Source organism: Methylobacterium sp. E-012 (genome assembly GCF_057836545.1).
In genome coordinates this window covers 1,432,863-1,457,904 of the sequence record NZ_JBYQEY010000001.1, presented here as the reverse complement: position 1 = coordinate 1,457,904, position 25,042 = coordinate 1,432,863, and the positions used below count along the sequence as shown (strand labels likewise).

Annotated in this window: 26 protein-coding genes and 1 tRNA gene; 18 read left to right on the top strand and 9 right to left on the bottom strand. The window is 70.5% G+C overall.

The window, feature by feature from the left end:
- Positions 1–8: 8 nt before the first annotated feature.
- On the bottom strand, positions 9–1,235 hold the full coding sequence (locus AC3IF1_RS06900; protein ID WP_489216756.1) for an ABC transporter substrate-binding protein: 1,227 nt from the start codon (positions 1,233–1,235) through the stop codon (positions 9–11).
- 261 nt (positions 1,236–1,496) lie between these two features.
- On the opposite strand from AC3IF1_RS06900, the gene cpaB reads away from it, so the two are divergent.
- From cpaB to AC3IF1_RS06865, 7 genes are all read left to right on the top strand, one after another.
- A complete protein-coding gene (gene cpaB / locus AC3IF1_RS06895) occupies positions 1,497–2,312 on the top strand; it encodes a Flp pilus assembly protein CpaB (protein ID WP_489216755.1) in 816 nt (271 codons plus the stop codon).
- Between the two features lie 5 nt (positions 2,313–2,317).
- A complete protein-coding gene (locus AC3IF1_RS06890; protein WP_489216752.1) occupies positions 2,318–3,874 on the top strand; it encodes a type II and III secretion system protein family protein in 1,557 nt (518 codons plus the stop codon).
- Positions 3,875–3,890: 16 nt separating this feature from the next.
- Positions 3,891–4,637 carry a CpaD family pilus assembly protein gene (locus tag AC3IF1_RS06885; RefSeq protein WP_489216751.1) on the top strand — a complete coding sequence of 249 codons (747 nt, stop codon included), beginning with the start codon at positions 3,891–3,893 and terminating at the stop codon, positions 4,635–4,637.
- Between the two features lie 69 nt (positions 4,638–4,706).
- Positions 4,707–5,984, top strand: a complete 1,278-nt coding sequence (locus tag AC3IF1_RS06880; protein ID WP_243969945.1) for a CpaE/TadZ family protein — start codon at positions 4,707–4,709, stop codon at positions 5,982–5,984.
- Positions 5,985–6,014: 30 nt separating this feature from the next.
- The gene (locus AC3IF1_RS06875) at positions 6,015–7,457 is read left to right on the top strand and encodes a TadA family conjugal transfer-associated ATPase (RefSeq protein ID WP_243969944.1); all 1,443 of its coding nucleotides are present in this window, start codon (positions 6,015–6,017) and stop codon (positions 7,455–7,457) included.
- 5 nt (positions 7,458–7,462) lie between these two features.
- On the top strand, positions 7,463–8,455 hold the full coding sequence (locus AC3IF1_RS06870) for a type II secretion system F family protein (protein WP_489216748.1): 993 nt from the start codon (positions 7,463–7,465) through the stop codon (positions 8,453–8,455).
- A gap of 113 nt (positions 8,456–8,568) precedes the next feature.
- Positions 8,569–9,546 carry a type II secretion system F family protein gene (locus AC3IF1_RS06865; protein WP_489216746.1) on the top strand — a complete coding sequence of 326 codons (978 nt, stop codon included), beginning with the start codon at positions 8,569–8,571 and terminating at the stop codon, positions 9,544–9,546.
- A 19-nt stretch (positions 9,547–9,565) separates the two neighbouring features.
- Here the strand turns inward: AC3IF1_RS06865 and AC3IF1_RS06860 are convergent, their stop codons facing one another.
- Positions 9,566–9,799, bottom strand: coding sequence for a GcrA family cell cycle regulator (locus tag AC3IF1_RS06860; protein ID WP_243969938.1), 234 nt, complete (start codon positions 9,797–9,799; stop codon positions 9,566–9,568).
- Between the two features lie 397 nt (positions 9,800–10,196).
- Here AC3IF1_RS06860 and sseA point away from each other — a divergent pair, with 397 nt between their 5' ends.
- Together sseA and AC3IF1_RS06850 are read left to right on the top strand one after the other, a co-directional pair.
- Positions 10,197–11,042, top strand: coding sequence for a 3-mercaptopyruvate sulfurtransferase (sseA, locus tag AC3IF1_RS06855; RefSeq protein WP_489216744.1), 846 nt, complete (start codon positions 10,197–10,199; stop codon positions 11,040–11,042).
- Between the two features lie 413 nt (positions 11,043–11,455).
- Complete coding sequence (locus tag AC3IF1_RS06850) at positions 11,456–11,944, top strand: hypothetical protein (protein WP_489216742.1); 489 nt, start codon at positions 11,456–11,458, stop codon at positions 11,942–11,944.
- Positions 11,945–12,030: 86 nt separating this feature from the next.
- Here AC3IF1_RS06850 and AC3IF1_RS06845 read toward each other — a convergent pair whose 3' ends face one another.
- The 4 genes from AC3IF1_RS06845 to AC3IF1_RS06830 are packed head-to-tail and all read right to left on the bottom strand — an operon-like array spanning position 12,031 to position 15,284.
- Positions 12,031–12,855, bottom strand: a complete 825-nt coding sequence (locus tag AC3IF1_RS06845; protein WP_489216740.1) for an FTR1 family iron permease — start codon at positions 12,853–12,855, stop codon at positions 12,031–12,033.
- Between the two features lie 49 nt (positions 12,856–12,904).
- Positions 12,905–14,338 (bottom strand): 4Fe-4S binding protein, encoded by a 1,434-nt coding sequence (locus AC3IF1_RS06840; protein WP_489216739.1) that lies wholly within the window; start codon positions 14,336–14,338, stop codon positions 12,905–12,907.
- Positions 14,335–14,682 (bottom strand): cupredoxin domain-containing protein, encoded by a 348-nt coding sequence (locus tag AC3IF1_RS06835; protein WP_243969929.1) that lies wholly within the window; start codon positions 14,680–14,682, stop codon positions 14,335–14,337. Before AC3IF1_RS06835 ends, AC3IF1_RS06840 begins: the two co-directional genes overlap by 4 nt.
- 17 nt (positions 14,683–14,699) lie before the next feature.
- Positions 14,700–15,284, bottom strand: a complete 585-nt coding sequence (locus AC3IF1_RS06830; protein WP_489216737.1) for an iron transporter — start codon at positions 15,282–15,284, stop codon at positions 14,700–14,702.
- A 348-nt stretch (positions 15,285–15,632) separates the two neighbouring features.
- Between AC3IF1_RS06830 and AC3IF1_RS06825 the strand changes: the two genes are divergently transcribed.
- Positions 15,633–17,753 (top strand): carbohydrate porin, encoded by a 2,121-nt coding sequence (locus AC3IF1_RS06825; protein WP_489216735.1) that lies wholly within the window; start codon positions 15,633–15,635, stop codon positions 17,751–17,753.
- Between the two features lie 175 nt (positions 17,754–17,928).
- On the opposite strand, the gene lipB is transcribed toward AC3IF1_RS06825, so the two are convergent.
- Positions 17,929–18,660: a lipoyl(octanoyl) transferase LipB gene (gene lipB / locus AC3IF1_RS06820; protein ID WP_489216734.1), complete on the bottom strand. Its 732-nt coding sequence runs from the start codon at positions 18,658–18,660 to the stop codon at positions 17,929–17,931.
- An 88-nt stretch (positions 18,661–18,748) separates the two neighbouring features.
- Between lipB and AC3IF1_RS06815 the strand changes: the two genes are divergently transcribed.
- Positions 18,749–19,054: a FliM/FliN family flagellar motor switch protein gene (locus AC3IF1_RS06815; RefSeq protein WP_243969920.1), complete on the top strand. Its 306-nt coding sequence runs from the start codon at positions 18,749–18,751 to the stop codon at positions 19,052–19,054.
- 120 nt (positions 19,055–19,174) lie between these two features.
- Positions 19,175–19,259 (top strand) — tRNA-Leu (locus AC3IF1_RS06810).
- 248 nt (positions 19,260–19,507) lie between these two features.
- On the opposite strand, the gene AC3IF1_RS06805 is transcribed toward AC3IF1_RS06810, so the two are convergent.
- Together AC3IF1_RS06805 and AC3IF1_RS06800 are read right to left on the bottom strand one after the other, a co-directional pair.
- Positions 19,508–19,780, bottom strand: a complete 273-nt coding sequence (locus AC3IF1_RS06805) for a hypothetical protein (protein ID WP_243969918.1) — start codon at positions 19,778–19,780, stop codon at positions 19,508–19,510.
- A 200-nt stretch (positions 19,781–19,980) separates the two neighbouring features.
- Positions 19,981–20,532 carry a helix-hairpin-helix domain-containing protein gene (locus AC3IF1_RS06800; protein WP_489216732.1) on the bottom strand — a complete coding sequence of 184 codons (552 nt, stop codon included), beginning with the start codon at positions 20,530–20,532 and terminating at the stop codon, positions 19,981–19,983.
- A 479-nt stretch (positions 20,533–21,011) separates the two neighbouring features.
- Between AC3IF1_RS06800 and AC3IF1_RS06795 the strand changes: the two genes are divergently transcribed.
- The 6 genes from AC3IF1_RS06795 to AC3IF1_RS06770 all read left to right on the top strand — a co-directional run bounded on the left by AC3IF1_RS06795 (position 21,012) and on the right by AC3IF1_RS06770 (position 24,990).
- A complete protein-coding gene (locus tag AC3IF1_RS06795) occupies positions 21,012–22,553 on the top strand; it encodes a DEAD/DEAH box helicase (protein WP_489216730.1) in 1,542 nt (513 codons plus the stop codon).
- Positions 22,554–22,866: 313 nt separating this feature from the next.
- Positions 22,867–23,340 carry an SRPBCC family protein gene (locus AC3IF1_RS06790; protein WP_243969912.1) on the top strand — a complete coding sequence of 158 codons (474 nt, stop codon included), beginning with the start codon at positions 22,867–22,869 and terminating at the stop codon, positions 23,338–23,340.
- A gap of 167 nt (positions 23,341–23,507) precedes the next feature.
- On the top strand, positions 23,508–23,693 hold the full coding sequence (locus tag AC3IF1_RS06785; RefSeq protein ID WP_243969910.1) for a YegP family protein: 186 nt from the start codon (positions 23,508–23,510) through the stop codon (positions 23,691–23,693).
- A 166-nt stretch (positions 23,694–23,859) separates the two neighbouring features.
- The gene (locus AC3IF1_RS06780; protein ID WP_243969909.1) at positions 23,860–24,126 is read left to right on the top strand and encodes a hypothetical protein; all 267 of its coding nucleotides are present in this window, start codon (positions 23,860–23,862) and stop codon (positions 24,124–24,126) included.
- 247 nt (positions 24,127–24,373) lie between these two features.
- Entirely contained in the window at positions 24,374–24,511 is a 138-nt protein-coding gene (locus tag AC3IF1_RS06775; protein ID WP_489216727.1) for a hypothetical protein, read from the top strand.
- A gap of 26 nt (positions 24,512–24,537) precedes the next feature.
- Positions 24,538–24,990: an acyl-CoA thioesterase gene (locus tag AC3IF1_RS06770; protein WP_243969905.1), complete on the top strand. Its 453-nt coding sequence runs from the start codon at positions 24,538–24,540 to the stop codon at positions 24,988–24,990.
- The last annotated feature ends 52 nt before the right edge of the window (positions 24,991–25,042 follow it).

Sequence of the window (25,042 nt, the reverse complement as noted above, 5' to 3'; positions counted from 1 at the left end):
GTCCACCCCTACTTCGCCGCCGCCGTCAGCGGGCAGCCGCTCTCGGCGGGCGACGCGTAGGCCTCCCGGCCGGGGATGGTCGAGATCTGCCGGTAGAGGTCCCACTCGCCCTTCGACTCGGCCGGCTTCTTGACCTCGAACAGGTACATGTCGTGCACCATGCGGCCGTTCGGCTGCACGACCCCGCCATGGGCGAAGACGTCGTCGATGGGCAGCGCCTTGAGCTTGGCGTTGACCGCCTCGGTCTCGTCGGTGCCCGCCGCCTTCACCGCCTTCAGGTAGGACAGGACCGCCGAGTAGGTGCCCGCCTGGATCATGTTGGGCATCCGGCCGGTGCGCTTCATGAAGCGCGCGCCGAAGGCCCGGGTCTCGTCGTTGGCGTCCCAGTACCAGCCCTCGGTCAGCGTCAGGCCCTGGGCGACCTTGAGGCCGAGCCCGTGCACCTCCGACAGGGTGAACAGCAGGGCCGCGAGCTTCTGGCCGCCCTCGACGATGCCGTACTCGGCCGCCTGCTTGATCGCGTTCGAGGTGTCGAGCCCGGCATTGGCGAGCCCGATGACCTTGGCCTTCGAGCCCTGCGCCTGCAGCAAGAACGAGGAGAAGTCCTGGTTCGAGAGCGGGTGCCGGACGCTGCCCAGGACCTTGCCGTTGTTGGCGGTCACAACCCGGCTGGTGTCGGCCTCCAGCGCCGAGCCGAAAGCGTAGTCGGCCGTGAGGAAGAACCACGTGTCGCCGCCCGCCCGGGTCAGGGCGCCGCCGGTGCCCACCGCCAGGGCCCGCGTGTCGTAGGCCCAATGGTAGCCGTAGGGTGTGCAGGCCTTGCCGGTGAGGTCGCTGGAGGCCGCCCCGGTGGTGATCGTGATCCGCTTCTTCTCCTTCGACAGGCCCTGGACCGCCAGGGCCACCGAGGAGGTGGTCAGTTCCATGATCGCGTCGACGCCGTCGCGGTCGTACCATTGCCGGGCGATCGCCGAGGCGATGTCGGGCTTGTTCTGGTGGTCGGCCGTGAGGATCTCGATCGGCACGCCGCCGACCGTGCCGCCCATATCCGCCACCGCCAACCGGGCGGCCTCCACCGAACCCTGACCGCCGAACTCGGCGTAGAGGCCGGACTGGTCGTTGAGGATGCCGATGCGCACCGCGCCGCCCGAGAAGCCGCCTTGCGCCGCGGCCGCGCTGAGCGTCGCGCCCGCGCAGGCCGCCGCCAGCAGCGCGCCGCCGATTGTCCTGATCATGGTCTCCCCCCGGGTTGGTCCGAGTTCCGCTTCTGAGGCGGTTGCGGCGGCAGGATAGGTCGCGAACCCGTGATGAGCCATGGCCCCGGTCGACCGGGGGCTGAAGGATCGCGCCGATTGTGACGCGCCGCCGACGGCCGGCCCGTTTCCGGACCGACCTTGTCCGGCTCAGTTACAATAGCTTAACCATAAGTACACGAATCCCCGCGCAAGTTCCGGTCATGGACGGCAATTCGGCCGTCTCCGGCGCGTGGCGATGCGATGAATCCAGCCCGTCTCGCCGTCCTCGGCATCGCCCTCGCGGCGGGCAGCGGGGCGGCCTTCCTGATGAGCGGCGGCGATCCACCGCCGCCCCCGCCGCCGCAGCCGAAGGCCGAGGCGCCGCCGACGCCGATGACCGACGTTCTGGTCGCCGCCATCGACCTGCCCATGGGGCAGGTGCTGCGCCCGGCGGACCTGCGCTGGCTATCCTGGCCGGACGGCGCCGTGAGCGCCGGCTTCATGACCCGCAAGATCGATCCGAAGGCCCTCGATGAGACCGTGGGCGCCTCAGTCCGCTCGGCATTCCTGGCGGGCGAGCCGATCCGCGCGCAGAAGCTGGTGCGCCCGGAGAGCGGGTTCATGGCGGCGATCCTGCCGCCGGGCCTGCGCGCGGTCGCGATCACCACGGACAGCCGCGGCACGAACTCCGCGGGCGGCTTCATCCTGCCCAATGACCGCGTCGACGTGATCCGAACCCTCCGCGACGAGACCAACGGGCGCGGCGCCGCCGAGGCCCAGCTCGCCCAGACGATCCTGACCGACATCCGCGTCCTGGCGATCGGCCAGCTGATCCAGGAGAAGAACGGCACCAACGTCGTCACCGGCGAGACCGCGACCCTCGCCGTCACCCCCGCCCAGGCCGAGACCCTGACGCTGGCCCAGAAGGTCGGCGCCCTGTCGCTGTCGCTGCGCAGTCTCGCCGATGCCGGGCATCCGCCCGAAGACACCCCTCTGGCCGATACGCCCCAGGCGCAGATGCCCGAACCCGCCTTGACCGTGGTGCGCTTCGGCGTCGCGCGGCAGCAGACGCCGTGACCGCCATGATCGCTCCGCTGCCTCCCCTGCGCCCGGCGCGGCGCCCCGGCCGCCATGCGGCCAGCATCCTCGCCGTCCTCGCCGCCCTGACGGCGCCGGCCCCCGCGCAGGAGCGTCCGATCCTCGGCCCCGCGCCGGTCCTGACGGTCGGCTCCGCGGAGGCCGCCTCGACCCGCCGGGTCGAGCTGACCGCCGGCCGCTCCGTGATCGTGGACCTGCCGCGGGACGCCAAGGAGGTCTTCGTCGCCAATCCGGCGGTGGCCAACGCCGTGGTCCGCTCGACCCGCAAGGTGTTCGTGATCGGCATGGCCGACGGCGCGACCTCGATCTTCATCATGGATGCCGAGGGCCGCCAGATCGCCGCCCTCGACGTGACGGTGGCCCGGGATCTCAATCTCGGGACCCTGCGTGAATTGCTCAACCAGAGCATCCCGGGCGGGCGGTTCGACGTGCGCTCCTCCGGGGCCTCGGTGCTGCTGTCGGGCTCGGTGAACGCGTCGGCGGATGCCCAGCAGGCGATCGACATCGCCAACGCCTTCGTGGGGCTCGGGAGCACGGGCGCCGCATCGGGGGCACCGAGCGGCGGCGTCGCGGCCGGCGCCCGGGGCGCTGTGATCAACAACCTCACCATCCGCAACAAGGACCAGGTGATGCTGCGCGTCACCGTGGTGGAGGTGTCGCGCAACGTCCTGAAGCAGTTCGGCATCAACCTGAACGGCAACTGGTCGGCGCTGAACCCCCTCGGCAACGCCACCACGTCCCCCGCACTGAGCAATGCGCTGCCGTTCCCGATCACCGGCGGGACGACGCCCACCGGCAACCAGCTCCAGGCCTCGATCAAGGGCGCAGGCTTCTCGCTCCAGGCGACGCTGAAGGCCTTCGAGCAGGCGGGGGTCTCGCGGGTCCTGGCGGAGCCGACGCTGACGGCGATCTCCGGCGAGGCCGCCAAGTTCCTGGCCGGCGGCGAGTTTCCGGTGCCGTCGGCCGCGTCGAGCTGCGTCGGCGGCCTCTGCTCGGCCCCCGGGATCACCTTCAAGCCCTACGGCGTCGCCCTGAGCTTCACGCCCGTGGTGCTGGCCGACAACCGCATCTCCATCCGCGTCGCCACCGACGTGACCGAGATCGATCCCCAGACCAGCTTCAACTACACGAATGACGGCGTCACCACCGCCATCCCGGGCACCCGGGTCCGCCGGTCCGAGACCACGGTCGAGCTCCCCTCCGGCGGCGTGATGATGACCGCCGGCCTGATCCAGCAGGTCAACAAGCAGGCGATCTCCGGCCTGCCCGGCCTGATCAACCTGCCGGTGCTCGGCGCCCTGTTCCGCTCCCGGGACTACCAGCGGATGGAGACCGAGCTGATGATCATGGTCACCCCCTTCATCGCCCGGGTCATGGAGCCGAAGCAGGTCAGCCGGCCCGACGACAACTTCGTCGATGCCAGCGACGGCCAGGCGGTGCTGCTCGGCCAGATCAACCGCCTGTACGGCAAGGTCGCCCCCGCCGCCGCGGCCCCGCTCGGGCAGACCTATCGCGGCCGCGTCGGCTTCATCGTCGAGTAGCGAGCAGGATCGGACCATGACCGCACGTCATCCGCCCGCCCAGGGCCTCCGCCTCGGCAGCCTCCTCGCCGCCTGCGCCCTCGGCGCCCTGGCGACCGCCTGCAAGAGCGATCCGACCACCACCACCGGCGCGATCGAGGTGTCGGATTACCGCGCGCGTCATCCGATCGTTCTGACGGACGGCACCCGCAGCCTCGACGTGTTCCCCACGGGGGTCGGCCACCTCGATCCCCGCCAGACCAGCGATGTCGACGCGTTCATGCTGGAATACCGCCGCTACGGGCGCGGCGTCCTCCTGATGGAGGTCCCCCGGGGGGTTCCGCCCGCCCAGGCGGACGCCGTCGCGCGCACGGCGGCCACGCTGAGTCGGCTCGGGGCGCAGGACCGGGTCGGTGCCCGCGAGATCGTCGTCACCGGCTACGTGGTGACGGCGCCGAGCCTCGCCGCGCCGATCCGGCTGAGCTTCCAGCGCATGCAGGCCAAGGTCTCCGACACCTGCGGCCTCTGGCCCCAGGATACCGGGACCAGCGACTTCGCCTTCGACTACAGCAACCGGCCCAGCTGGAATCTCGGCTGCTCGATGCAGGCGACCGTGGCCGCCCAGACGGCGGATCCGATCGACCTGGTGCGCGGCCGGCCCGAGGGTCGCATCGACACGGTCAAGCGGGTCCGGGATATCGGCCAGCTGCGCGACGGCAAGGATCCATCAACCACATGGCGGCAAGATGGGCAGACCGACGTCAAGTCCCAGGTCGGCCAATAGCCCCCTCGGCCAAGAGTCCCACGCCCGAACCCGACGCCGCCTCCCGAACGCGAACCTGAAAGCGCCGTCATGGCAGACCAGTCCGAGACAGCCGAGCGCACGATCGCCCCGGTGCCCCGGATCACCATCCAGGCGTTCTGCGAGACGAGCGAGACCGCCGCGATGATCGAGGGAGCGGCCCTCGACCGGCGCATGCAGAAGGCGCAGGTCAAGGTCCGGATGGGCGGCGGTGCCGCCGCCATCGAGGCCTACCGGCACGCGCCGACCCCCAACGTCATCCTGATCGAGACGCAGGGACCGCGCTCGAAGCCGGTCGAATGCCTCGACGCGCTGGCCGAGGTCTGCGACGAGGGCACCCGCGTCCTGGTGATCGGCCATCTCAACGACGTGACGCTCTACCGGCAACTGATCCAGCGCGGGGTGTCCGATTACCTCATGGCGCCGGTCGAGCCGCTGACCCTGATCGCCGCGCTCTCCGACCTGTTCACCGCCCCGGGGGTCAAGCCGGTGGGCCGCACGGTGGCGGTCTACGGCGTGAAGGGCGGCATCGGCGCCTCGACGGTGGCGCACAACTTCGCCTGGGCGCTGGCCCGCGGCCAGGGCGTCCAGACGGTGATCGCCGATCTCGACATCGCCTTCGGCACCGCCTCGCTCAACTTCAACCAGGACCCGCCCCAGGGCATCGCCGAGGCGGTGTTCGCCCCCGAGCGCCTGGATTCCGCCCTGGTGGAGCGGCTGCTGTCGAAGTGCAGCGACAATCTGAGCCTGCTCTCGGCGCCCGCGAGCCTCGACCGCACCATCGACCTGTCGGAGCCCGCCTTCGACGCCCTGATCGAGTATCTGCGGGCGAGCGTGCCCTGCGTGGTGCTCGACGTGCCGCACCAGTGGAACGCGTGGTCGAAGCGCGTCCTCACGGCGGCCGACGAGATCCTGATCGTGGCGGGCCCCGACCTCGCCAGCCTGCGCAACGCCAAGAACCTCCTCGGCGCGCTCAAGCACGGACGCCCGAACGACGCGCCGCCGCGGATCCTGCTCAACGGGGTCGGCGTGCCCAAGCGCCCCGAGATCGGCGCCGCCGAGTTCGCCAAGACCCTGGAGGCGCCGGTCGCGCTGACGATCCCCTTCGAGCCGACGCTGTTCGGCACCGCCGCCAACAACGGCCAGATGATCGCCGAGATCCAGGCCGGATCGAAGGTGGCGGAGCTGTTCAACGACCTCGCGGCCGTGATCCTGGGGCGGGCCGAGACCCGGCGCAGCGGGCGTGCGAGCCTGCTGGAGCCGCTGCTCGCCCGGTTCGCCGGGACCAAGCTCGGCGGCACCAAGCTCGCCGGCGGGAAGGCCTCGTAATGCGGCAGGACCGCCCCCCGGAGCCGGCCCATGTTCGGTAGGCGTCACACCGGCGGCGCTTCGGCCGCCCCCACGCCGCTCCCGAAATCGTCGGCCGCCGCTCCGGCGGCTTCGGCCCCGCGCGAGGCCGCGCCGGCGCCCAAGCGGCCCGAGCCGGTCGTCCCCGTGGTCGTCGAGGCCGCGCGGTCCGAGGATTACTACCGGACCAAGAGCCTGATCTTCGGCGCCCTGATTGAGGCGATCGACCTCACGCAGCTCTCGCGCCTCGACGCCGAGACCGCCCGGGAGGAGATCCGCGACATCGTCACGGAGATCATCGGGCTCAAGAACATCGTGCTGTCGATCGCCGAGCAGGAGGAGCTGCTCGACGACATCTGCAACGACGTGCTCGGCTACGGCCCGCTCGAGCCCCTGCTCGCCCGCGACGACATCGCCGACATCATGGTCAACGGCGCCAACCGGACCTTCATCGAGGTCAGCGGCAAGATTCAGCTGACCAGCGTGCGGTTCCGCGACAACCAGCAGCTGATGAACATCTGCCAGCGGATCGTCAGCCAGGTCGGCCGCCGGGTCGACGACGCCTCGCCGATCTGTGACGCGCGCCTGCCGGACGGGTCCCGCGTCAACGTGATCGCGCCGCCGCTGGCCATCGACGGCCCGGCACTGACCATCCGCAAGTTCAAGAAGGACAAGCTGACCCTGGAGCAGCTCGTGCGCTTCGGGGCGATCTCGCCGGAGGGCGCGGAGGTCCTGAAGATCATCGGGCAGGCGCGCTGCAACGTCGTCATCTCGGGGGGCACCGGCTCGGGCAAGACGACGCTGCTCAACTGCCTGACCGCCTTCATCGAGCACGACGAGCGGGTCGTCACCTGCGAGGACGCGGCGGAGCTGCAGCTCCAGCAGCCGCACGTGGTCCGCCTCGAGACGCGCCCCCCCAACATGGAGGGCCAGGGCCAGGTCACCATGCGCGACCTCGTCAAGAACTGCCTGCGCATGCGGCCCGAGCGGATCATCGTCGGCGAGGTCCGCGGACCCGAGGCCTTCGACCTGCTCCAGGCGATGAACACCGGCCACGACGGCTCGATGGGCACGCTCCACGCCAACAGCCCGCGGGAATGCCTGTCGCGCATCGAGTCGATGATCTCGATGGGCGGCTTCACGCTGCCCTCGAAGACCCTGCGCGAGATGATCTGCGGCTCGATCGACGTGGTGATCCAGGCCACGCGCCTGCGCGACGGATCCCGGCGGATCACCCACATCACCGAGGTGCTCGGCATGGAGGGCGACGTGATCACCACGCAGGATGTCTTCCTCTACGACATCCTCGGGGAGGACGCGAACGGCAAGCTGATCGGGCGCCACCGCTCGACCGGCATCGGCCGGCCCAAATTCTGGGAGCGCGCCCGCTACTACGGCCTGGAACGTCGGCTCGGCGAGGCGCTCGACGCCGCCGACGTCGTGGACCGGAGCTGACGCGGATGCCGGATCTGCCCGCCGCCGCCGCGTCGAACCTTCCGATCGCCGCCGGCCTCATCGGCATCGCGGTGGCGGCGGTCGCCTACGTGGCGGTCCTGCCCCTGCTCGGCGGCGAGCGCCGGGCGAGCAAGCGCCTCAAGGCGATCAGCACCTCCGCCTCCGGGGCGGCGCTGCGGGGCGTTGCGGTCAACCGGCGCGAGCAGGTCGCCAAGACGCTGAGCGAGATCGAGGCGAAGGCCAAGGGGGCGTCCAAGGCCTCGGTGGAGCTGAAGCTCGCCCGGGCCGGCCTCGATTGGACGAAGCGGACCTTCTACACGGTCTCGGGCGTCAGCGGCGTGATCTTCGGCCTGCTGCTGTTCGTGGTCACCGACAGCCCGCTGGCCGGGGTCGGGGCCGCCTTCGCCGGGGGCCTCGGCCTGCCGGCCCTGCTGCTGCGCCGTCTGCGGCTCAGGCGGATCGCCAAGTTCAACGCGGAACTGCCCAACGCGGTCGACGTGGTGGTGCGCGGCATCCGAACGGGCATCCCGGTCGGGGATTGCTTCCGCATGGTCTCGCGGGAGGCCGAGGAGCCGGTCCGCAGCGAGTTCAAGAACGTCGTGGAGACCCAGACGCTCGGCCTGTCGCTGGGCGAGGCGGTCATGCGCCTGTTCGAGCGGGTGCCCACCCCCGAGGTCAATTTCTTCGTGATCGTGATCAACATCCAGCAGCAATCGGGCGGCAACCTGTCGGAGGCGCTGAACAACCTCTCCGTGGTGCTGCGCGACCGGGCCAAGATGCGCGGCAAGATCCAGGCGATGAGCATGGAGGCCAAGGCCTCGGCCTCGATCATCGCCTGCCTGCCCTTCGCGGTGGCGGGCATCACCACCCTGACAAGCCCCGACTACATCTCGCTGCTGTGGACGACCGATATCGGCAAGATCGCTCTGGTGGGCGCGGCGATCTGGATGTCGATCGGGATCTTCACGATCAAGAAGATGATCGCCTTCGACTTCTGAGACCCGCCCGATCCCGTCCTGTCCATCGGAGACGGTCACGACCGACGGATCTGAAGACCTCCCCCGCCGGCCGATCCGCGAAGCCCGGCGCGCCCCTCCCCGGAGCCCGTCCCATGATCGACGACATCGCCGCGAAGCTGTTCGATCCCCGGTTCATGGGCACGCTGCTGACCGCCATCGCGGTGGCCGCGACCGCCTTCGCGGTGGCGCAGCCGTTCTTCGAGACCGACAAGCTCGCCAAGCGGATGAAGCTCGTGGGCGACGAGCGCGAGCAGATCCGCCGGCGCGAGCGCGCGCAGGGGAGCCGGACCGCGACCCGGGCCACGCTGCGCGTCGAGCCGAAGGCCTACATGAAGTCGATCGTCGAGCGGTACCAGCTGCAGCGCTGGCTCGCCACCGACACGGCCAAGCGCAAGCTGATGCAGGCCGGCTATCGCGGCCAGGGGGCGGAGACCGCGTTCCTGTTCTTCCGCCTCGTCGTGCCCGTCGCCTCGGTGATCGGCGCGCTGTTCTACCTGTTCGTCCTGGAGGCGCTCGACGTCTCCTATCTCATGCGGTTCGGGCTGGTCATCGGGGCCGCCTACGCGGGCATCAAGGCGCCGGAGCTGTTCCTCGTCAACGCCGCCAAGAAGCGCCAGGCGGAGATCCGCAAGGCGTGGCCGGACGCCCTCGACCTCACCCTGATCTGCGTGGAATCGGGGATGGCGATCGAGCACGCCTTCCGGAAGGTGAGCACCGAGATCGCGACCTCCTCGGTGGTGCTGGCCGAGGAACTCGCGCTGATGACCGCCGAGATGTCGTTCCTGCCGGACCGCCGCCAGGCCTACGAGAACCTGGTCCTGCGCACCGGGCTCGATCCGGTGAAGGCGGTGGCGACCGCCCTGAGCCAGGCCGAGCGCTACGGTACGCCGATCGGTCAGGCGCTCCGGGTCCTCGCCCAGGAGAGCCGCGACCAGCGCATGACCGAGGCCGAGAAGAAGGCGGCCGGACTGCCGCCCAAGCTCACCGTGCCGATGATCCTGTTCTTCCTGCCGGTGCTGTTCGTGGTCATCATCACCCCGGCCGTCATCCAGATCATGCGGGCGCAGTGACGGTCCGGGGGACGGCCCGTCAGCGCATGCGGCCCGGGCGGGTCGGCTCGAACACGATCCGGCGGTGGTAGGCACACCAGCTCTTGCCGTCGGCCGCGGGCGCGCCGCAGCAGATGGCGCGGTCGTTCGGCTCGCCGATGATGTACTTGCACACGAAGGCACCCGACTGTGCGAAGGGCACGCGCAGGTCGGCGGACGGCTCCTGGACAGTCTCGGCATCGCCGATCTGGGACATGCGGACGAGTTGATTCATGGTGTCGATCGGCTCAAGGTGCATCCTGCTCGGTGGGTGCAGGCCCCGGCTGGGGGGAGGGTGGAACGCCTTTCTTCCGGCAGCGACCCCGTCTCGCGTTCGTTGAAGCCATGTCCGGGGTTGCCCGCGCGATGCCGGCCTTGGCGACCGGCGCGAACGGCGTCATCATGTTGTCGTAACTGGGGTTACGGCAACTTAAAACAAGACCAACCTGCACGCGCTGCATCGGAGCACGGTGCGGGAAGCGTAGCTCCCATGGGCCGGCACCGGTTCGATTGGCATTCGCCAGGCTGACAATCGGCCCGAACGCTCCGGCTCAGGACTGGCCCGGGCGTGCAAGCCGCTGCGACCTGTGGTTTGCTGTGCGCCCTCGCGAACAGAGCCGGACCCGCCGACCATGGCCCACGCGCCCCTCGTGTCACCCGACTGGCTGCACGACCGCCTCGCCGCCCCCGACATCGTGATCCTCGATGCCTCCTGGTACCTGCCGGCCGCCGGCCGCGACCCCGAGGCCGAGTTCCGCGCGGCCCACATCCCCGGTGCCCGGCGCTTCGACCTCGACGCCATGAGCGACACCGAGTCGAGCCTCCCGCACATGCTGCCCCGTCCCGAGGTCTTCGCGGCGCGGATGCGGGCACTCGGCGTCGGCGACGGCCAGCAAATCGTGGTCTACGACGGCCAGGGCCTGTTCGCGGCGCCGCGGGTCTGGTGGATGCTCAAGGCCTACGGGGTGCGCGACGCCCTGGTGCTGGACGGCGGCCTGCCGGCCTGGATCGCCGCGGGCTATCCCACCGAGGACGGCACGCCGCATCCGCCCGCGCTCCGGCACTTCACGGCCCGCCTCGACCACGGGGCCGTGGCGGATGCGGACGACGTCGCCCGCGCCCTGGAGACCGGCTCGGCCCAGGTGGTCGATGCCCGCTCGGCGACGCGGTTCCGCGGCGAGGAGCCGGAGCCCCGCCCGGGCGTCCGCCCCGGACACATGCCCGGCGCCTGCAACCTGCATTACGCGGCGCTCCAGCGCGACGGCAACATGAAGAGCCCGGAGGAGCTGGCAACGGTCTTCGCGGCGAACGGCGTCGATCCGGACCGGCCGATCGTGACCACCTGCGGCTCGGGGGTGACCGCGGCGATCATCGCCCTGGCGCTGGAGACGATGGGCCGCCCCGCCCGCGGCCTCTACGACGGCTCCTGGTCGGAATGGGGCGCCGATCCGGCCCGCGCCGTCGCGACCGGCGCCTGAGAGCCGGGCCGAACGCGGGTCCCGGGAGAGGGACGCTCCGAGCCACTCCCTCATCCTGAGGCGCCCCGCGCCATCGGCCCCCGGAGGAGCCCTCCCGGATCGCGCGGCAGGCTGGAGACCGCGTTCGAGGCGGCTGCGCCGCACCTCAGGATGAGGGGGACGGCTGCCGCTGGCTCGCTGGGCGTTCTGATCGATCGCCGGATTTGACGCGGGACCGCGGCGCACCGGTCCGCAGCCTGCCAGGCCCCCGACGCCGCCTCGACCAGGTAGCACCTGCGCGGACCGGCCAAGCGGCACCTCTGGCCGACCGGTCAAGCTCGCAGCGCGGGGCTTTGGGAACACCCCTTGACCATCGCGCGATCGATTTCGATATATCGGTTGCGCCTGCGGTTGGGCGCTCCACGGAGAAAATCATGCCGCTTCACGACACCACCGCCCTCTCGGGCACCATCCAGCACGTCTTCGCCCATCGCTTCACCATCGAGGCGGATGGCGAGACCCACCTGGCCGATCTCGGTCCGAAGGGCGCGGATGCGTTCGCACCCGTGACCGGGCTGCACGTGACCCTGGAGGGCGAGCGTCGCCCTTCGGAGATCAAGGTTACGCGGATCTCGGCCGAGGGCCGGGACCCGGTGGAGATCCACCACAAGAAGCCCCATCACGCCCCCGGCCCCAAGAAGGCGGATCCGCGGCCGGACATGGCGGCGGATCCCGATCGGGCCCGCGCGGCGGCGATATCCGCCGGCTGGACGGTCGTCGATGGGCCGCGCCGCAAGCCCAAGCACTTCGAGGTCCTGGCGCGCCGGGGCGACGGGGCGGCGACGGAACTGCACGTCGATTTCGCCGGCGCGATCTATAAGGAGAAGCCGGCCGACCCTGAGAAATGGGCTCCGCTGGCCTGAGAGCCGTCTCCGGGGGCGCTGCCCCCGGGTCCCGGCTTGCCCAACAACGAGGTCCGAGCCGCCGGGCGGCCCGGACCTTTCGCGTCTCAGGCCGCCTGCACGGCGCGGCGCTTGTCGACGGCACTCCACTGCATCAGCCCGACCATGACGGCGATGGTGGCGACGTAGACGAGCCCCTGCAGGGCGGTCGGCCGGTCGGTGTAGCCGACGAGCGCGTGCAGGATGCGGCCCGGCCAGGACGTTTCGGCGATCAGCCCGGAACTGTTCCAGAGGGTGTGGCCGAGGATGTCGACCACACCGGCATTGGCCAGGAACTGGGCGGCCTGTGCGGCGAGCCCGGCCGCGAGGAAGACGATCAGCACGCTGGTCACCGGGAACACGTAGCGGCTCGGGATCGAGGCGAGGCCGAGATAGGTCACCGCCGAGAGGAGGATCCCCGCCCCGATGCCGGCAAAGGCGCCGAACTGGATGTCGGCCCCCGAGGTACCCGAGGCGACGAGGCCGTAGAGGAACAGCACCAGCTCGGCGCCCTCGCGCAGGATCGCCGCGCCGATCACGATCGACAGGGCCGCAGCCTCGCGCTCGCCCGAGCGCACCGCCGCGCCGGCCGCGCGCAATTCGCCGGCGAGTTCCTTGCCGTGCTTGCTCATCCAGGTGTTGTGCCAGATCAGCAGCAGCACCGCGACGATCAGCACCGCCGCGTTCAGGATGTCCTGCCCGCTGCCCTCGAAGGCGTTGGAGATCCGCTCCGCGAACAGGGCGACGAGACCGGCCCCCGCCAGCCCCCCGGCGACACCGAGCAGGACCCAGCGCATGCGGCCCGGAATGCCGCGGGTCGCCGCCAGCACGATCGAGATGATGAGGCCGGCCTCGATGACTTCGCGGAAGGCGATGACGAAGGCGCCGATCATGGCGGTCTCCCAACGTTGCGGAATGTTGCCGTGCGGCGCGCGGACCGCGCTACCAGATCCAGAACATGAGCACCCAATTGACCACCGACAGGGCGGCCGCCCCGGCGATGCAGGCCGCGGCCCCGGCCTGCCGGAGGCCGCCGGCGCTGAGGCCGGCGACGCGCCAGGCGAGCCAGACGCTCCACAGGCTCGCCCCGGCCAGCAGGCCGGCGCGCATCTCAGTCACGTAGGGGATCACGATGCCGTCGCCCCGCAGGAACGTGACGGTGAGCGCCGACAGGCCCAGGAAGACGCCGCAGCCCGCCACCGGGATCAGCGTCTGCGTCAGGTGGTGGAAGCGCCGGGTCGACCAGCCCCCGAGGGCCAGGGTCGCCAGCGCCACGATCCCCGACAGGGCCAGCCCGAGGATCACCGTAGCGGCGCCGATATAGGCCAGGAGCAGCCCGCCATCGAGGAGCGTCATGACGTCGCTGCGGTCGGGATAGTTCGTCAGCACGAACCAGGGCGCGGAGGTTTCCAGCGGCCAGGTCACCCCCCGGTCGATGAGACAGGTGGCGGCCCATTGCTTGGCCGCGACGTACCAGGGGCTCGCCGACCACTGGAAGGCCCCGACCGCCAGCGCCAGCATGCCGAACAGGATCAGCACGGTCTGGTCGAGATCCGGCTCGGTGCCGGCCACGTGCACGATCTCGTGGTTGGGCGAGCGCAGGGCGAGGCGCACCGCCCCGCGATGGCCGCTGCAGCGGGCGCACATGTGGCAGGCCCCTGCCCCGCGCATCGTCCGGACGGGCACGAGCGGCGCGCAGTTGAACGCCGCCCCGCCCCGGACCGGCTTGGGCGAGACCGCCCAGGCGGCCCGGTCGACCTGGAAGCTGATCGGGGCGAGCTTCGAGAGCACCGCGAAGACCCCGTTGACCGGGCAGAGATAGCGGCACCACACCCGCTTGTTGCGCCCGTAGAGCAGCCCGACCACGATCGCCGCCAGGGTCGAGCCGCCCAGCACCGCGAGCACCGGTTTCGGATAGCCGTACACGCTGGTCATCTGGCCGTAGACGGTGGTGCCGGCGAAGGCCAGGAACGGCCAGCCCTGCCAGGTGATCCAGCGCGGCACCGCGTAGCCGCGGCTCCAGTGGCTGGCGAACTCGCTGAGCGCCCCCTCCGGACAGAGCACCCCGCACCAGGCGCGGCCGACAAGCACCATGCTGAGGAGCACGAACGGCCACCAGATCCCCCAGAAGGCGAACTGCGCGGCCAGCGTCAGGTTGGTCCAGATATGGGCGGCGTTGCCGGGGAGCGGCAGCAGGGCCGGCACGATCACCAGAACCGCGTAGACCGCGATGATCACCCATTGCACCGCCCGGATGGCCCAGCCGTAGCGGCGCAGCCCGTCCCCCAGGCGGGCGAGCCGCGCGTCGACGGCGGCGCGGCGCGGCCCGGCCGGGGTGAGGTCGAGCGAGGAGGCCGCGGCGGTCGACGCGCTCATCTGGCCACCAGGGTCGCCTTGGCGTCCGGGTGGAAGTCGTCGAACACCTGGTAGGTGCCGGGATCGAGGGTGCGGAACACGATCGCCGAGGTCGAGCCTGCGGCGAGCGCCTTCTCGCGCTTCAGCTCCGCGCTCTCGAACTCCACGGGACTTTGGCCGGTATTGGCGATCTCCAGCTTGAACCGGGTGTTGGCCGGCACCTCGATCACCGCCGGGAGGATCAGGCCGTCACGCATCTCGACCTTGATCACCGGCATGTCGTCCGCGCGCGCGGCCGTCATCGCCCAGGCGGTGGCGAGCAGGGCGGCGGCGGCGATGCGGGCAGGACGCGGCGGACGAGACACGTGGATTCCCCGGGATTTCAGTAGGCGCCCTTCTTGCCGACGCCCGCGAAGGTGAAGTCCTGAACGACGTCGAAGGGCTCGAACCACGGCCCGACGCCCGTCTCCTTGTCCACGTGCCGGCCGAAATGGCTGTCCTTGCCGGGCGGCGCGACGGTCACCGTGAGGCGATAGCGGCCGGGACCGGACAGCTTGACGTTGTCACCGTAATGCGGCCCGTCATTGGCCACCATCGGCATCAGCATCCCGGACACCTTCTTGTCCGTGGGCTTGTCGCCGTCGAGCTTCACCGCCTCGAAATGCACCTCCAGCGCCGGCACCCAGTCGCCCTCGGCGAAGCCGTTGCGGTTGTCCTTGGCGGCGCGGATGTCGGTCTCGAGGTGGAGGTCCGATTGCGCGGCGTCGCGCATCATGCCGGCGGGCTCCATCTCGATCGGCTGCAGGTAGACGGCGGCGACCTCCAGGCCGTTCCGGGTCACGTGCGGGCCGATCGGCACCTCCTTGGCCGCGGCAGCCCCGGCGAGGAGGCAAATCACGGCCAAGCCGCCGCAAATCGGAAACCGGAGGTTCGGAAAGAGGTTCGGCGCGCGCATGACCCTGCACATAATCCGTCGCGCGCGAAGTTCAAACAGAAATTACGCCGCTCTTAAATGATAACAATTCTAATCTAAAGCCTTTCTCCGACAGGAGGTTATGTTGTTCTGGTATTCAATCGAGAAACAAGGGGTATCCTTTCGCAGGGGAAGACAATTCACTGCCGTGTGACCGGTATGATCTTGACCGCACCCGAACGACGGCGGATCGTCATGCCACTGCCATGCGGGGGCCGGACAATGGGCGCGGGTCGGGAAGAGCGATGCGGTCTCCGCTCGGTCGAGTTCCCGCGCCGACGGGCAGGGCTTGCGCGGTGGCGGGACACGACTTAGCCAGTGCTATACCTTGCTGCAGAGCCGATGCGTACCCGTTCCGTGATTCCGGCCCGCACCGCGGCCTTCCTGCTGTTCATAGGCCTGACCGCATCCGTGCGCGCGGCGGACTTCGCCGCACCGCGGCCCGCGGCGCAGGGCGCCGCCTATGCCGATTGGTCGGGGGGCTATCTGGGCCTCGAGGGCAGCGCGAGCGGCTCCTACGGCGCCTACGCTTTCGGGCCGACGACGATCGGCGGCCGTCCCGTGGCGGCCTTCAGGAGCGGTGATTCCACAGGCCGGAGCGACCAGGGGCGGAACGCCACCACGGCGGTGGGCGGCCTCTTCGGCGGCTGGACCTGGCAGACCGGACCGTGGGTCTACGCGGTCGAGGCCAACCTCGACGCGGCGAATCTGAACCGGCCGGTCGCCTCGACCCTCGCGGGCTTCGGCTACGCGGACGTGGACCCGGCCTTCACCATCGTGCGTGCCCGGACCGACCTGTACGGCTCGCTCCGGGCGCGCATGGGCTACAGCTTCGACCGGTACCTGATCTACGGCGCCTTCGGACTCACGGGGGCCAACGCGCGCTTCCAGGCGACCTATCCGGATCTCGACACGGGTGGCCAGAACACGGCGCGGCGGGAACTCGGCTATGTCGGCTTCACCCTCGGCGCGGGGGTGCAATACGCCATCACCGACCATCTCGCCCTGGGCATCGACTACCGCTACGTCGATCTCGGCGGCAGCCGGCGCTTCGCGCTGGGCGTCGTGCCCGGGGATACGGGCGGCCCGGTCACGACCCGGGCGAGCTTCACCTCGAATCAGGTCTTCGCCCGGCTGATGTGGTTCCCGGACGGGCTGAGGGTGCCGCCGGATCCCGACGAGACCGCCCCGCACGACCCCGACAACGGCGATACCGGCCGCTTCTCGCTCCACGGGCAGACGACGCTCATCGCGCAGGGCACGCCGGGCTTCCGCTCGCCCTATGTGGGCGCGCAGAGCCTGATTCCGAACCAGGCCCGGCAGACCACCACGGCCACGATCTTCCTCGGGTTCAGGCTCACCGACACGACCGAGGTCTATTACAACCCCGAATTCAGCCAGGGCTTCGGCCTGTCCCGGACGCTCGGCGTCGCCGGCTTCGTCAACGGCGAGGCCCAGAAGGCCGGCGCCCCGTTCCCGAAGCTGCGCTCGAACCGCTACTACGTGAAGCAGACGATCAACCTCGGCGGCGAGACCGTCGATGTGCCGGACGGACCCAACCAGGTCGCCACCCGCTACGATTCCGAGCGGATCACGCTGATCGCCGGCAAGTTCGCCCTGGGCGACTTCTTCGACGGCAACGTCTACGCCCACGATCCGCGGGTCGACTTCTTCAACTGGTCGCTCTGGGGCTCCTCGGCCTGGGACTTCCCGGCGAACCTGCCCGGCTTCACCCAGGGCGTCTACGCCGAGTACAACCGGCCGGAATTCGCCATCCGCGCCGCCTACACGCAGGTGCCCAAGGAACCGTCGAGCGACGTGCTCGACCCGCGGGTGTTCCGGCGCGCCGGGCTCAACGCCGAGTTCGAGCAGCGCTACGTCCTGCCGGGGCTGGACCAGCCGGGCAAGCTGCGCTTCGGGCTGTTCTCGAATGTCGGCGTCTCGGCCAACAACCGGGAGGTGGTGACCCTCACCCAGCTCGGCGCCTTCGACGACATCAACGACGCGGCCGCGGCGACCCGGCGTCCCCGCCGCAAGACCGGCGGCTACGTCAACCTGGAACAGGCGCTGACGCCCGAACTCGGCCTGTTCGCCCGGGCCAGCCTGAACGACGGGCGGACGGAGAACATATCCTTCACCGACATCGACCAGAGCTTCTCGGGGGGCCTGTCGCTGAAGGGCAAGGCCTGGGACCGGCCGGACGACACGGTCGGGATCGGGGCGGCGATGAACGGGCTCTCGCCCTCGCACCGGGCCGCCTTCGCGGCGGGCTTCTACGGGCTGCTGATCGGCGACGGCCGGCTCAACTACGGCACCGAGCGGGCGCTGGAGACCTACTACGCCCTGAACCTCACCAAGTTCGTGACCCTGACCTTCGACTACCAGTTCATCGACAATCCCGGTTACAACCGCGACCGCGGCCCGGCCCACTTCTTCGCCTCGCGGCTCCACGCGGATTTCTGAGCGGGCCGGCGATACGGTCTTCGGCGGAAGGACCGGTTGCCCAACCGTCCTCGCGAGCGGAGCGAAGCGATCCAGGCGGCGCCACGATCGCCGGCGTCATGCGGCCCTGGGTCACTTCCTACGCGCGTGACGACGGATGGCGCGCCTCAACCGAATGCCGCGACCGGCCGCCGTATCAGTCCATCCCCTCGATCGCCGTCGCGCCAAAAATATGCTCGAAGGCGGCCCGCAGCTGCATGTCGACTTCGGCCAAGCTCACCGGCAGGCCGAGATCGACGAGGCTCGTCACCCCGTGCTCCCGGACGCCGCAGGGGACGATCCCGTCGAAATGCGACAGGTCCGGCTCGACGTTCAGGCTGATCCCGTGGAAGCTCACCCAGCGGCGCACCCGGATGCCGATCGCCGCGATCTTGTCCTCGATGCCCGGCCCCTTCTCGGGGCGGCGCACCCAGACGCCGACCCGGCCCTCCCGACGCTCGGCGCGGACGTTGAAGGCGGCGAGCGTCGCGATCAGCCACGCCTCTAGGCTCGCCACGTAGGCGCGCAGGTCGCGGCTGCGCCGGTCGAGGTCGAGCATCACGTAGGCCACGCGCTGGCCGGGGCCGTGATAGGTGTACTGGCCGCCCCGTCCCGTGGCGTGGACCGGGAACCGGCCCGGCGCCATGAGATCCTCCGGCCGGGCCGAGGTGCCGGCCGTGTAGAGCGGCGGGTGCTCCAGCAGCCAGACGCATTCGGGCGCCGTCCCGCGGGCGATGGCCTCGGCGCGGGTCTCCATCCAGGCCACCGCCGCATCGTAGCCCACCGACGCATCGCTCACGCGCCAGCCCACGGGCTCCGCGACCGGACCGGAGCCGGCCCGCTTCGGGAAGGCGTGGGGACTGACCGTGAGGCGGGGCGTGTTTACCAAGGCTTCACCATCCTGCGTCGATGGTCGAAGCCTTCAACATCCGCGGCCTGCGGTTGCAAGGTTTCGGCCGCGAGAGGGATGGCGGGTTGTGGCGGTCTTCGAGACCCTGAAGGTCGATCTGACGGTGGTGCTCGGCCGCACGCGTATGCCGCTGCACATGCTGCTGCGCATGGGCCGCGGCGCCGTGATCGAGCTCGACGCCAGCGACAGCGACATGGTCGAGATCCTGGCCAACGGCCATCCGATCGCCCGCGGGCAGATCGTGGTGACCGGCGACCGCATCTCCGTCGAGGTGACGGAGCTGATCCGCAAGGCGGCCTCGATCGTCGAGCCCGGCGCCAGCATCGGCGAGGGCGCGGCCGCGCTGCTGGAGAGCGGCTTCGCCGCCGCATGAGCGAAGCGCTTGTCGGCGGCGGGGCGATCTGTTATCCGCTGCGCCGCGCGACACGACGGCGGCTTCGGGTTCTCCCGCGGCTGCACCGGTCGAGCGAACGGGCGGGTCTTCGCGTCCGATGCGGCCATGGCGGAATTGGTAGACGCGCTAGCTTGAGGTGCTAGTCCCGCGAGGGGTGGAGGTTCGAGTCCTCTTGGCCGCACCAATCGTTTCTCTCCCGATGAGAAGAGATTCGGTGCAGAACGACTGACGATGGCGACCGGCCCCCGGGGAGCAGTCGCCGCATATCATTCCCAGAATCGCTAGGCGCGGGACCGACCCTGTTGGCAGGGATCGGTCGTCGGCGCCCGCATGATGTCCATCCCGATCGGGCCTCCGAGGGCAACCGTCGCGCCGGGCCGCAAGAGAGCGCGGTCCCGCGAGACGGCGGCCGGGGATCGACCCTGCTCCGGCTCAGCGGCCCGCTGGCGTGCCGGAATTGCCGTGCTGGAACCCCGAGGCGTTCGGCGGGCCCTTCATCTTGCCGTCCTGGCTGGGTGTGCTGTCCGGCGTGTTCGCGCCGGCGGTCCCGGTGGTCTCCGCCTTGCCGAAGCCCGCGGCGTTGGGCGAACCCTGCATACGGGGCGTGTTCCCGGACGTACCAGTGGCGCCGGCCGTCTCCGCGGCCAAGCTGGCGGTCCCCATCGACACCAGGCCGACGGCCGCGATCAGTGCGGTCATGCGCATGACGAATTCCTCGAGCGTTCCACGATCACGTCTCGCGCGTGACCCGGGCATCAACGTCCGCGCGCGACGCCTGTTCACGGCCGACGCTCACGGAAGACGGCCGCCTCCCCGACTGGCCTGGCCGCTCACTGGCGCATCATCCCGACAGGGGGCGGCCGGTTTTCGGGAGAGGGAGGATGCGGAAGCAAGGATCTCCAGGGCTATCGGACGGTGATCGCGCTCCTGATGGTGTCGTAATCGGCACGTTTCAGGACACGGCGCGTCAGGAGTTCATCGGGCGAGGCGTAGGGGCGGAACTCGATGATCCTCCGACCGATCATGCCCGCGCCGAGCCCATTCAACTGCTCGACGGACGCCGTGTTGAGATCGACGCCCTCACCGGGCGGCACGGAGGGTTCGTGCGCCTCTCCGGGGGGCGTCTCCGTTCTCAGACCCGTCGTGGACGTGCCGTCGGATTGCCGCGCGGGAGAACCCAGATCGGCCGACGAACCGGGGGGCGCCGACGGGTTGGCCGGAGCGGCCGCGGACGGGGATGAGGCCGGGGGCGCCGTCGCGGCCATCCCCGGATCGGACGGCGATGCCGGCGCGATGGTCCGGATCGCTTGCCCCTTGGCATCCACGGGGGATCGCTGCTGTTGCGATAAGGGAATGCCGGCGGAGGCCCGCTTGTCCGGGGCGACCTGAGGGCGCGGGCCAAACCCGACCCACAGGGATGCCAGAACGACCGCGATCACCGCCAGACCGGCGCTCACCGTCAGAACAGATCGGGTCATTCTTCCCCCTCTTTGGCTGGCCCCATGATGGTGCGGAGCCGCGATATTGTCCGTGCTTCCTCACGGATCACGCGGGGCGATTCAAGGTTCGTCCGAGCCGCGCCCGGGCGTGTCCATGCGGAGCGCGGCCGTTGCCCGGCATCGGACCCGGTTTTTCTATCGAGCCGTGCGCCGGCGGGGGCGGTGCCATGCGCCGGGATGCGCCGGGCTGCATTGACTTCGCGGCCGCACACCCGCATATCGGCAGTGCAGCGTCAGCGGCCGTCATGGCCCGCTTGAGGGGGCTGCGTGACGGATCGGGCGCTACCCGGCGTGATCCGGCCCCCCTCTTCATAACGTGCATGCACCCGGGCCGCCCCATCACGCGGGCTGCCCCCTGCCAACGGACCGACTCGAACACGGCTCTGCTCGCTCATCACGCGAGGCGCCCGGCCGGTCCTGCTGCATCGGATACATCCTTGACCCAATTCACCGATTTCGGCCTTGCCCAGCCCGTGCTGCGGGCGCTCGGCGAGGCTGGCTACGTCACGCCGACCCCGATCCAGGCCCAGGCGATCCCGCCGGCCATGGAGGGCCGCGACCTCTGCGGCATCGCCCAGACCGGCACCGGCAAGACCGCGGCCTTCGCGCTGCCGATCCTGCACCGCCTCTCGCTCTCGGACCGCCGCGCCCCGCGCCGCGGCTGCCGGGTGCTGGTGCTCTCGCCGACCCGCGAGCTCGCCAACCAGATCGCCGAATCGTTCTGCGATTACGGCCGCCACCTGTCCTACACCACCACCGTGGTGTTCGGCGGCGTCACCATCAGCCGCCAGGAGCGGGCGCTGGCTCCGGGCGTCGACGTCCTGGTCGCCACCCCCGGCCGGCTGATCGATCTGATCGAGCGCCGCTCGCTGACGCTGGAGGGCGTCGAGATCCTGGTCCTCGACGAGGCCGATCAGATGCTCGACCTCGGCTTCATCCACGCCCTCAAGCGCATCGTGAAGATGCTGCCGGAGAAGCGCCAGAGCCTGTTCTTCTCGGCGACCATGCCGAAGAACATCGCCGGCCTCGCGAGCCAGTTCCTCAAGGATCCGGTGCAGGTCGCGGTCACCCCGGTCGCCACCACGGCCGAGCGCGTCGAGCAGCAGGTGATCTTCGTTCATACCGGCGCCAAGCAGGCGCTGCTCGGCCACATCCTGCGCGATCCGGCGATCGAGCGCGTCCTGGTCTTCACCCGCACCAAGCACGGGGCGGACCGGGTCGTGCGCGGCCTCGACAAGGTCGGCATCGCGGCGGCGGCGATCCACGGCAACAAGAGCCAGCCCCAGCGCGAGCGGGCGCTGGCCGCCTTCAAGGACGGCGCCTCCCGGGTCCTGGTCGCCACGGACATCGCGGCCCGCGGCATCGACGTCGATGGCGTGAGCCACGTGGTCAATTTCGACCTGCCGAACGTGCCGGAGAGCTACGTCCACCGCATCGGGCGCACCGCCCGGGCGGGGGCGGACGGGCTCGCCATCTCGTTCTGCAACGACGAGGAGAAGGCCTACCTGCGCGACATCGAGCGCATCACCCGCCAGAAGGTGCCGGTGGGGGGCTTCCCCGAGGGCTTCACGCCGCCGTCCCGCCAGGAAGCGGCCGAGATCGCTCGCGAGGAGGAGCGCCGGCCCGAGCGGCAGCAGCAGCGTCCGGGCGGCGGCCGTCAGGGCCAGCGCCCCCGGCCCCAGCAGGGGCGCCCGGAAGGCGGACGCGGCTTCGGCGGCCAGGGCGCACCCCGGCAGGCCCGGCCCCAGGACGGACGGGTCGATGCCCGTGGCGACGGTCGCGGCCAGGCCGTGCAGGGTCGCGATGCCCGCGCGGACCGGCCCGCCCGGCCGCAGGGTGAGCAGCGCCCGAGCCAGCAGGCCCGCCCCAGCCGGGACGGCCGGCCCCAGCGGGCCGATGCCCGCCCGCGTAGCGGCGGCGGCGGTGGCGGCGGCGAGGGCCGCAACATCGGCTGGCTGGAGCGGGCGCCCCGCTCCTGAACCTGACCGCACCGTAGACATCTGAACAACCGCCCGGGACGGGATCGTCCCGGGCGGTTTTTTGTCAGAGGCCCCTGCGGTGGGTGGCCGGGACCGGGGTCACGGGTCCACGCCCTCGGAGGCGCAACGCCGGGGGTGCCGCGTCTCGTCGTTCGGCACCGCGCAGCGTCCCATGGGCCCCTCCGGGCCTGGCATCGGCGCGCTCACACATCCGCGAAAGCGGGGCCGCTCGTCTCGTAACGGCTCCCTGGCGCGCTAGGTGATTGACCGGCCTTCAAGGCCGATAACCGTCAATCGTCAGGGGAAACGCCGAATGTTCAGGGTTTTCGTACCGGCTGCCGCAATCATCGTGGCGTCGCTCTCTTCGGCTCAGGCCCTCGAAGTCACGAAATCGGTCGACATCGCCGCAGCGCCGGAGACGGTCTGGAAGACCGTCGGCGGGTTCTGCGGGATCGGCGACTGGCACCCCGTGATCGAGAAATGCGCCCTGTCCAAGAAGGGCGGCAAGGACGTCCGCACGCTCAGCCTGAAGGGCGGCGGAACGATCGTCGAGGAAGAGGAAGCGCGCAGCGACAAGAAGATGGATTACACCTACACGATCCTGGAGGGTCCGCTGCCCGTGACCGACTACCATTCGACGATCATGGTCGCGAAGGCCGGCACCGGCTCGAAGGTGACGTGGACGGGCACGTTCAAGGCGAAGGGGGCTCCGGACGACAAGGCCAAGGAGGCCATCGCCGGCGTCTACGAGGCCGGACTGAAGGGCCTCGCCGACAAGGCGCACTGACAGGGCCATCGGTTCGGTGCGGGAAAACGGGTCCCCGTTTTCCCGCCACCCGCGCACCCGGAGCCTCGGGCCCCCTTTATGCGGGCGCGGCCATCGGTGTAGCGGACGCCTTCCCTTCCGGGCCCGGCAACCCATCTCATCCGGCGGATGATCAGGGAGCCGGTACCATGCGGTTCGAACTCTATCGGGATGCCAAGGGCGAGTGGCGCTGGCGCCTGCGGGCGCGCAACGGCGAGGTCATCGCCGATTCGGGCGAGGGCTACGTCCGCCGCGAGGATTGCGAGCACGGCATCGCCCTGGTGCGACAATGCGCCGAGGCCCGGATCGAGGACATGACCACCAAGATCGCCTGAGGCCGCGGCCCTCAACCCACCGTCAACCCTGTCCGACACGTCGCAGCGGTTACGCTGCAACGCTTCGCTTCGCCCATGCGTTGCAGCGTTTCGGACCGGGCGGTGGGTTCTCGCTTCCCGTGCGGTTCGTCGTCCGAGACGCAATCACACGAAGGGAGTCGACACCGTGCTGAGGAAATTCCTGCTCGCGGCCCTGCTGGTGCTGGGTTTCGCGGCCGCGGCGCCGGAGGGCGCGTCCGCCGCGCCCGTCGGTCCGGGGCTCGCCCTCCCGGCCAATGCCGCCCCGGCGATGACCGAGAAGGCCCAGTACTACTACCGTCGCCGCTTCTACGGCCCGCGCCCCTACTACCGCCGGCCCTATTTCCGCCGCCGGTTCTATGGACCGCGGCCCTACTGGCGCCGGCCCTACTACCGCCGCCGGTTCTACTACTAAGCGATCGCTGACAGGATTGGTCCGGCGGCTCCCCCGAGCCGCCGGACCTTTCGGTTATCGTCCTGGCCGGTGATCGGCCGCCTTCGGGCCATGCGCTGCGTCCGGGAGGAGCGATACAGCGCTCCGGTTCCGACATCCGGGACGAGGCATGCGGATCCCGATTCGGGATGCACCCGCGGCGTCCATGCGGTATGATGCAGGGAACGGGACCGGCGACGACAGATCGGCCGGCCCGGGAGGACGCCTGATGAACGATCTTGCGCAGCGCGCCGAGCCGGCGGCGGCGACGCCGGACCTCTGGCAATTGATCCCGCTCGAATGCATCCTGAGCGCGGCCGCCATCCTGCTGGCGGCGGGGCTCAACCTCGCCGGCCTGCTTCCCTGACGGCGCGCGACGGACGGATGGACGGCATGCAGCACGTCGGACTCGCGCAGGCCGCCAGCGTCCCGCCGCCGCCGGAGGTCGATCTGCCCCGGGGCGACCTGACCGTGCGCACCATCGCCATGCCGGCCGATACCAACGCCAACGGCGACATCTTCGGCGGCTGGGTGCTGTCGCAGATGGATCAGGCCGGCGGGATCGCGGGGGTCGACCGGGCGCAGGGTCGGGTCGTCACCGTGGCGCTGGACGCCATGACCTTCATCCGCCCGGTCCGGGTCGGCGACGTGCTGTGCGTCTACACCCGGGTCTCGCATGTGGGCCGGACCTCGATGAAGATCGAGGTCGAGGCCTGGGCGCGGCGGTTCTGCACCCAGGTGCGCGAGCGGGTCACGCAGGCGACCTTCACCTTCGTGGCCATCGACGAGGCCGGCCGCCCGCGGCCGATCCCGGCAGCGATGCCGTCGCCCCAGGCGGCGACCTAGCGCAACGCCCGGCGTTCGCTCGCTCGCGGCGGCGAGGTGCCGAAGCCTCCGA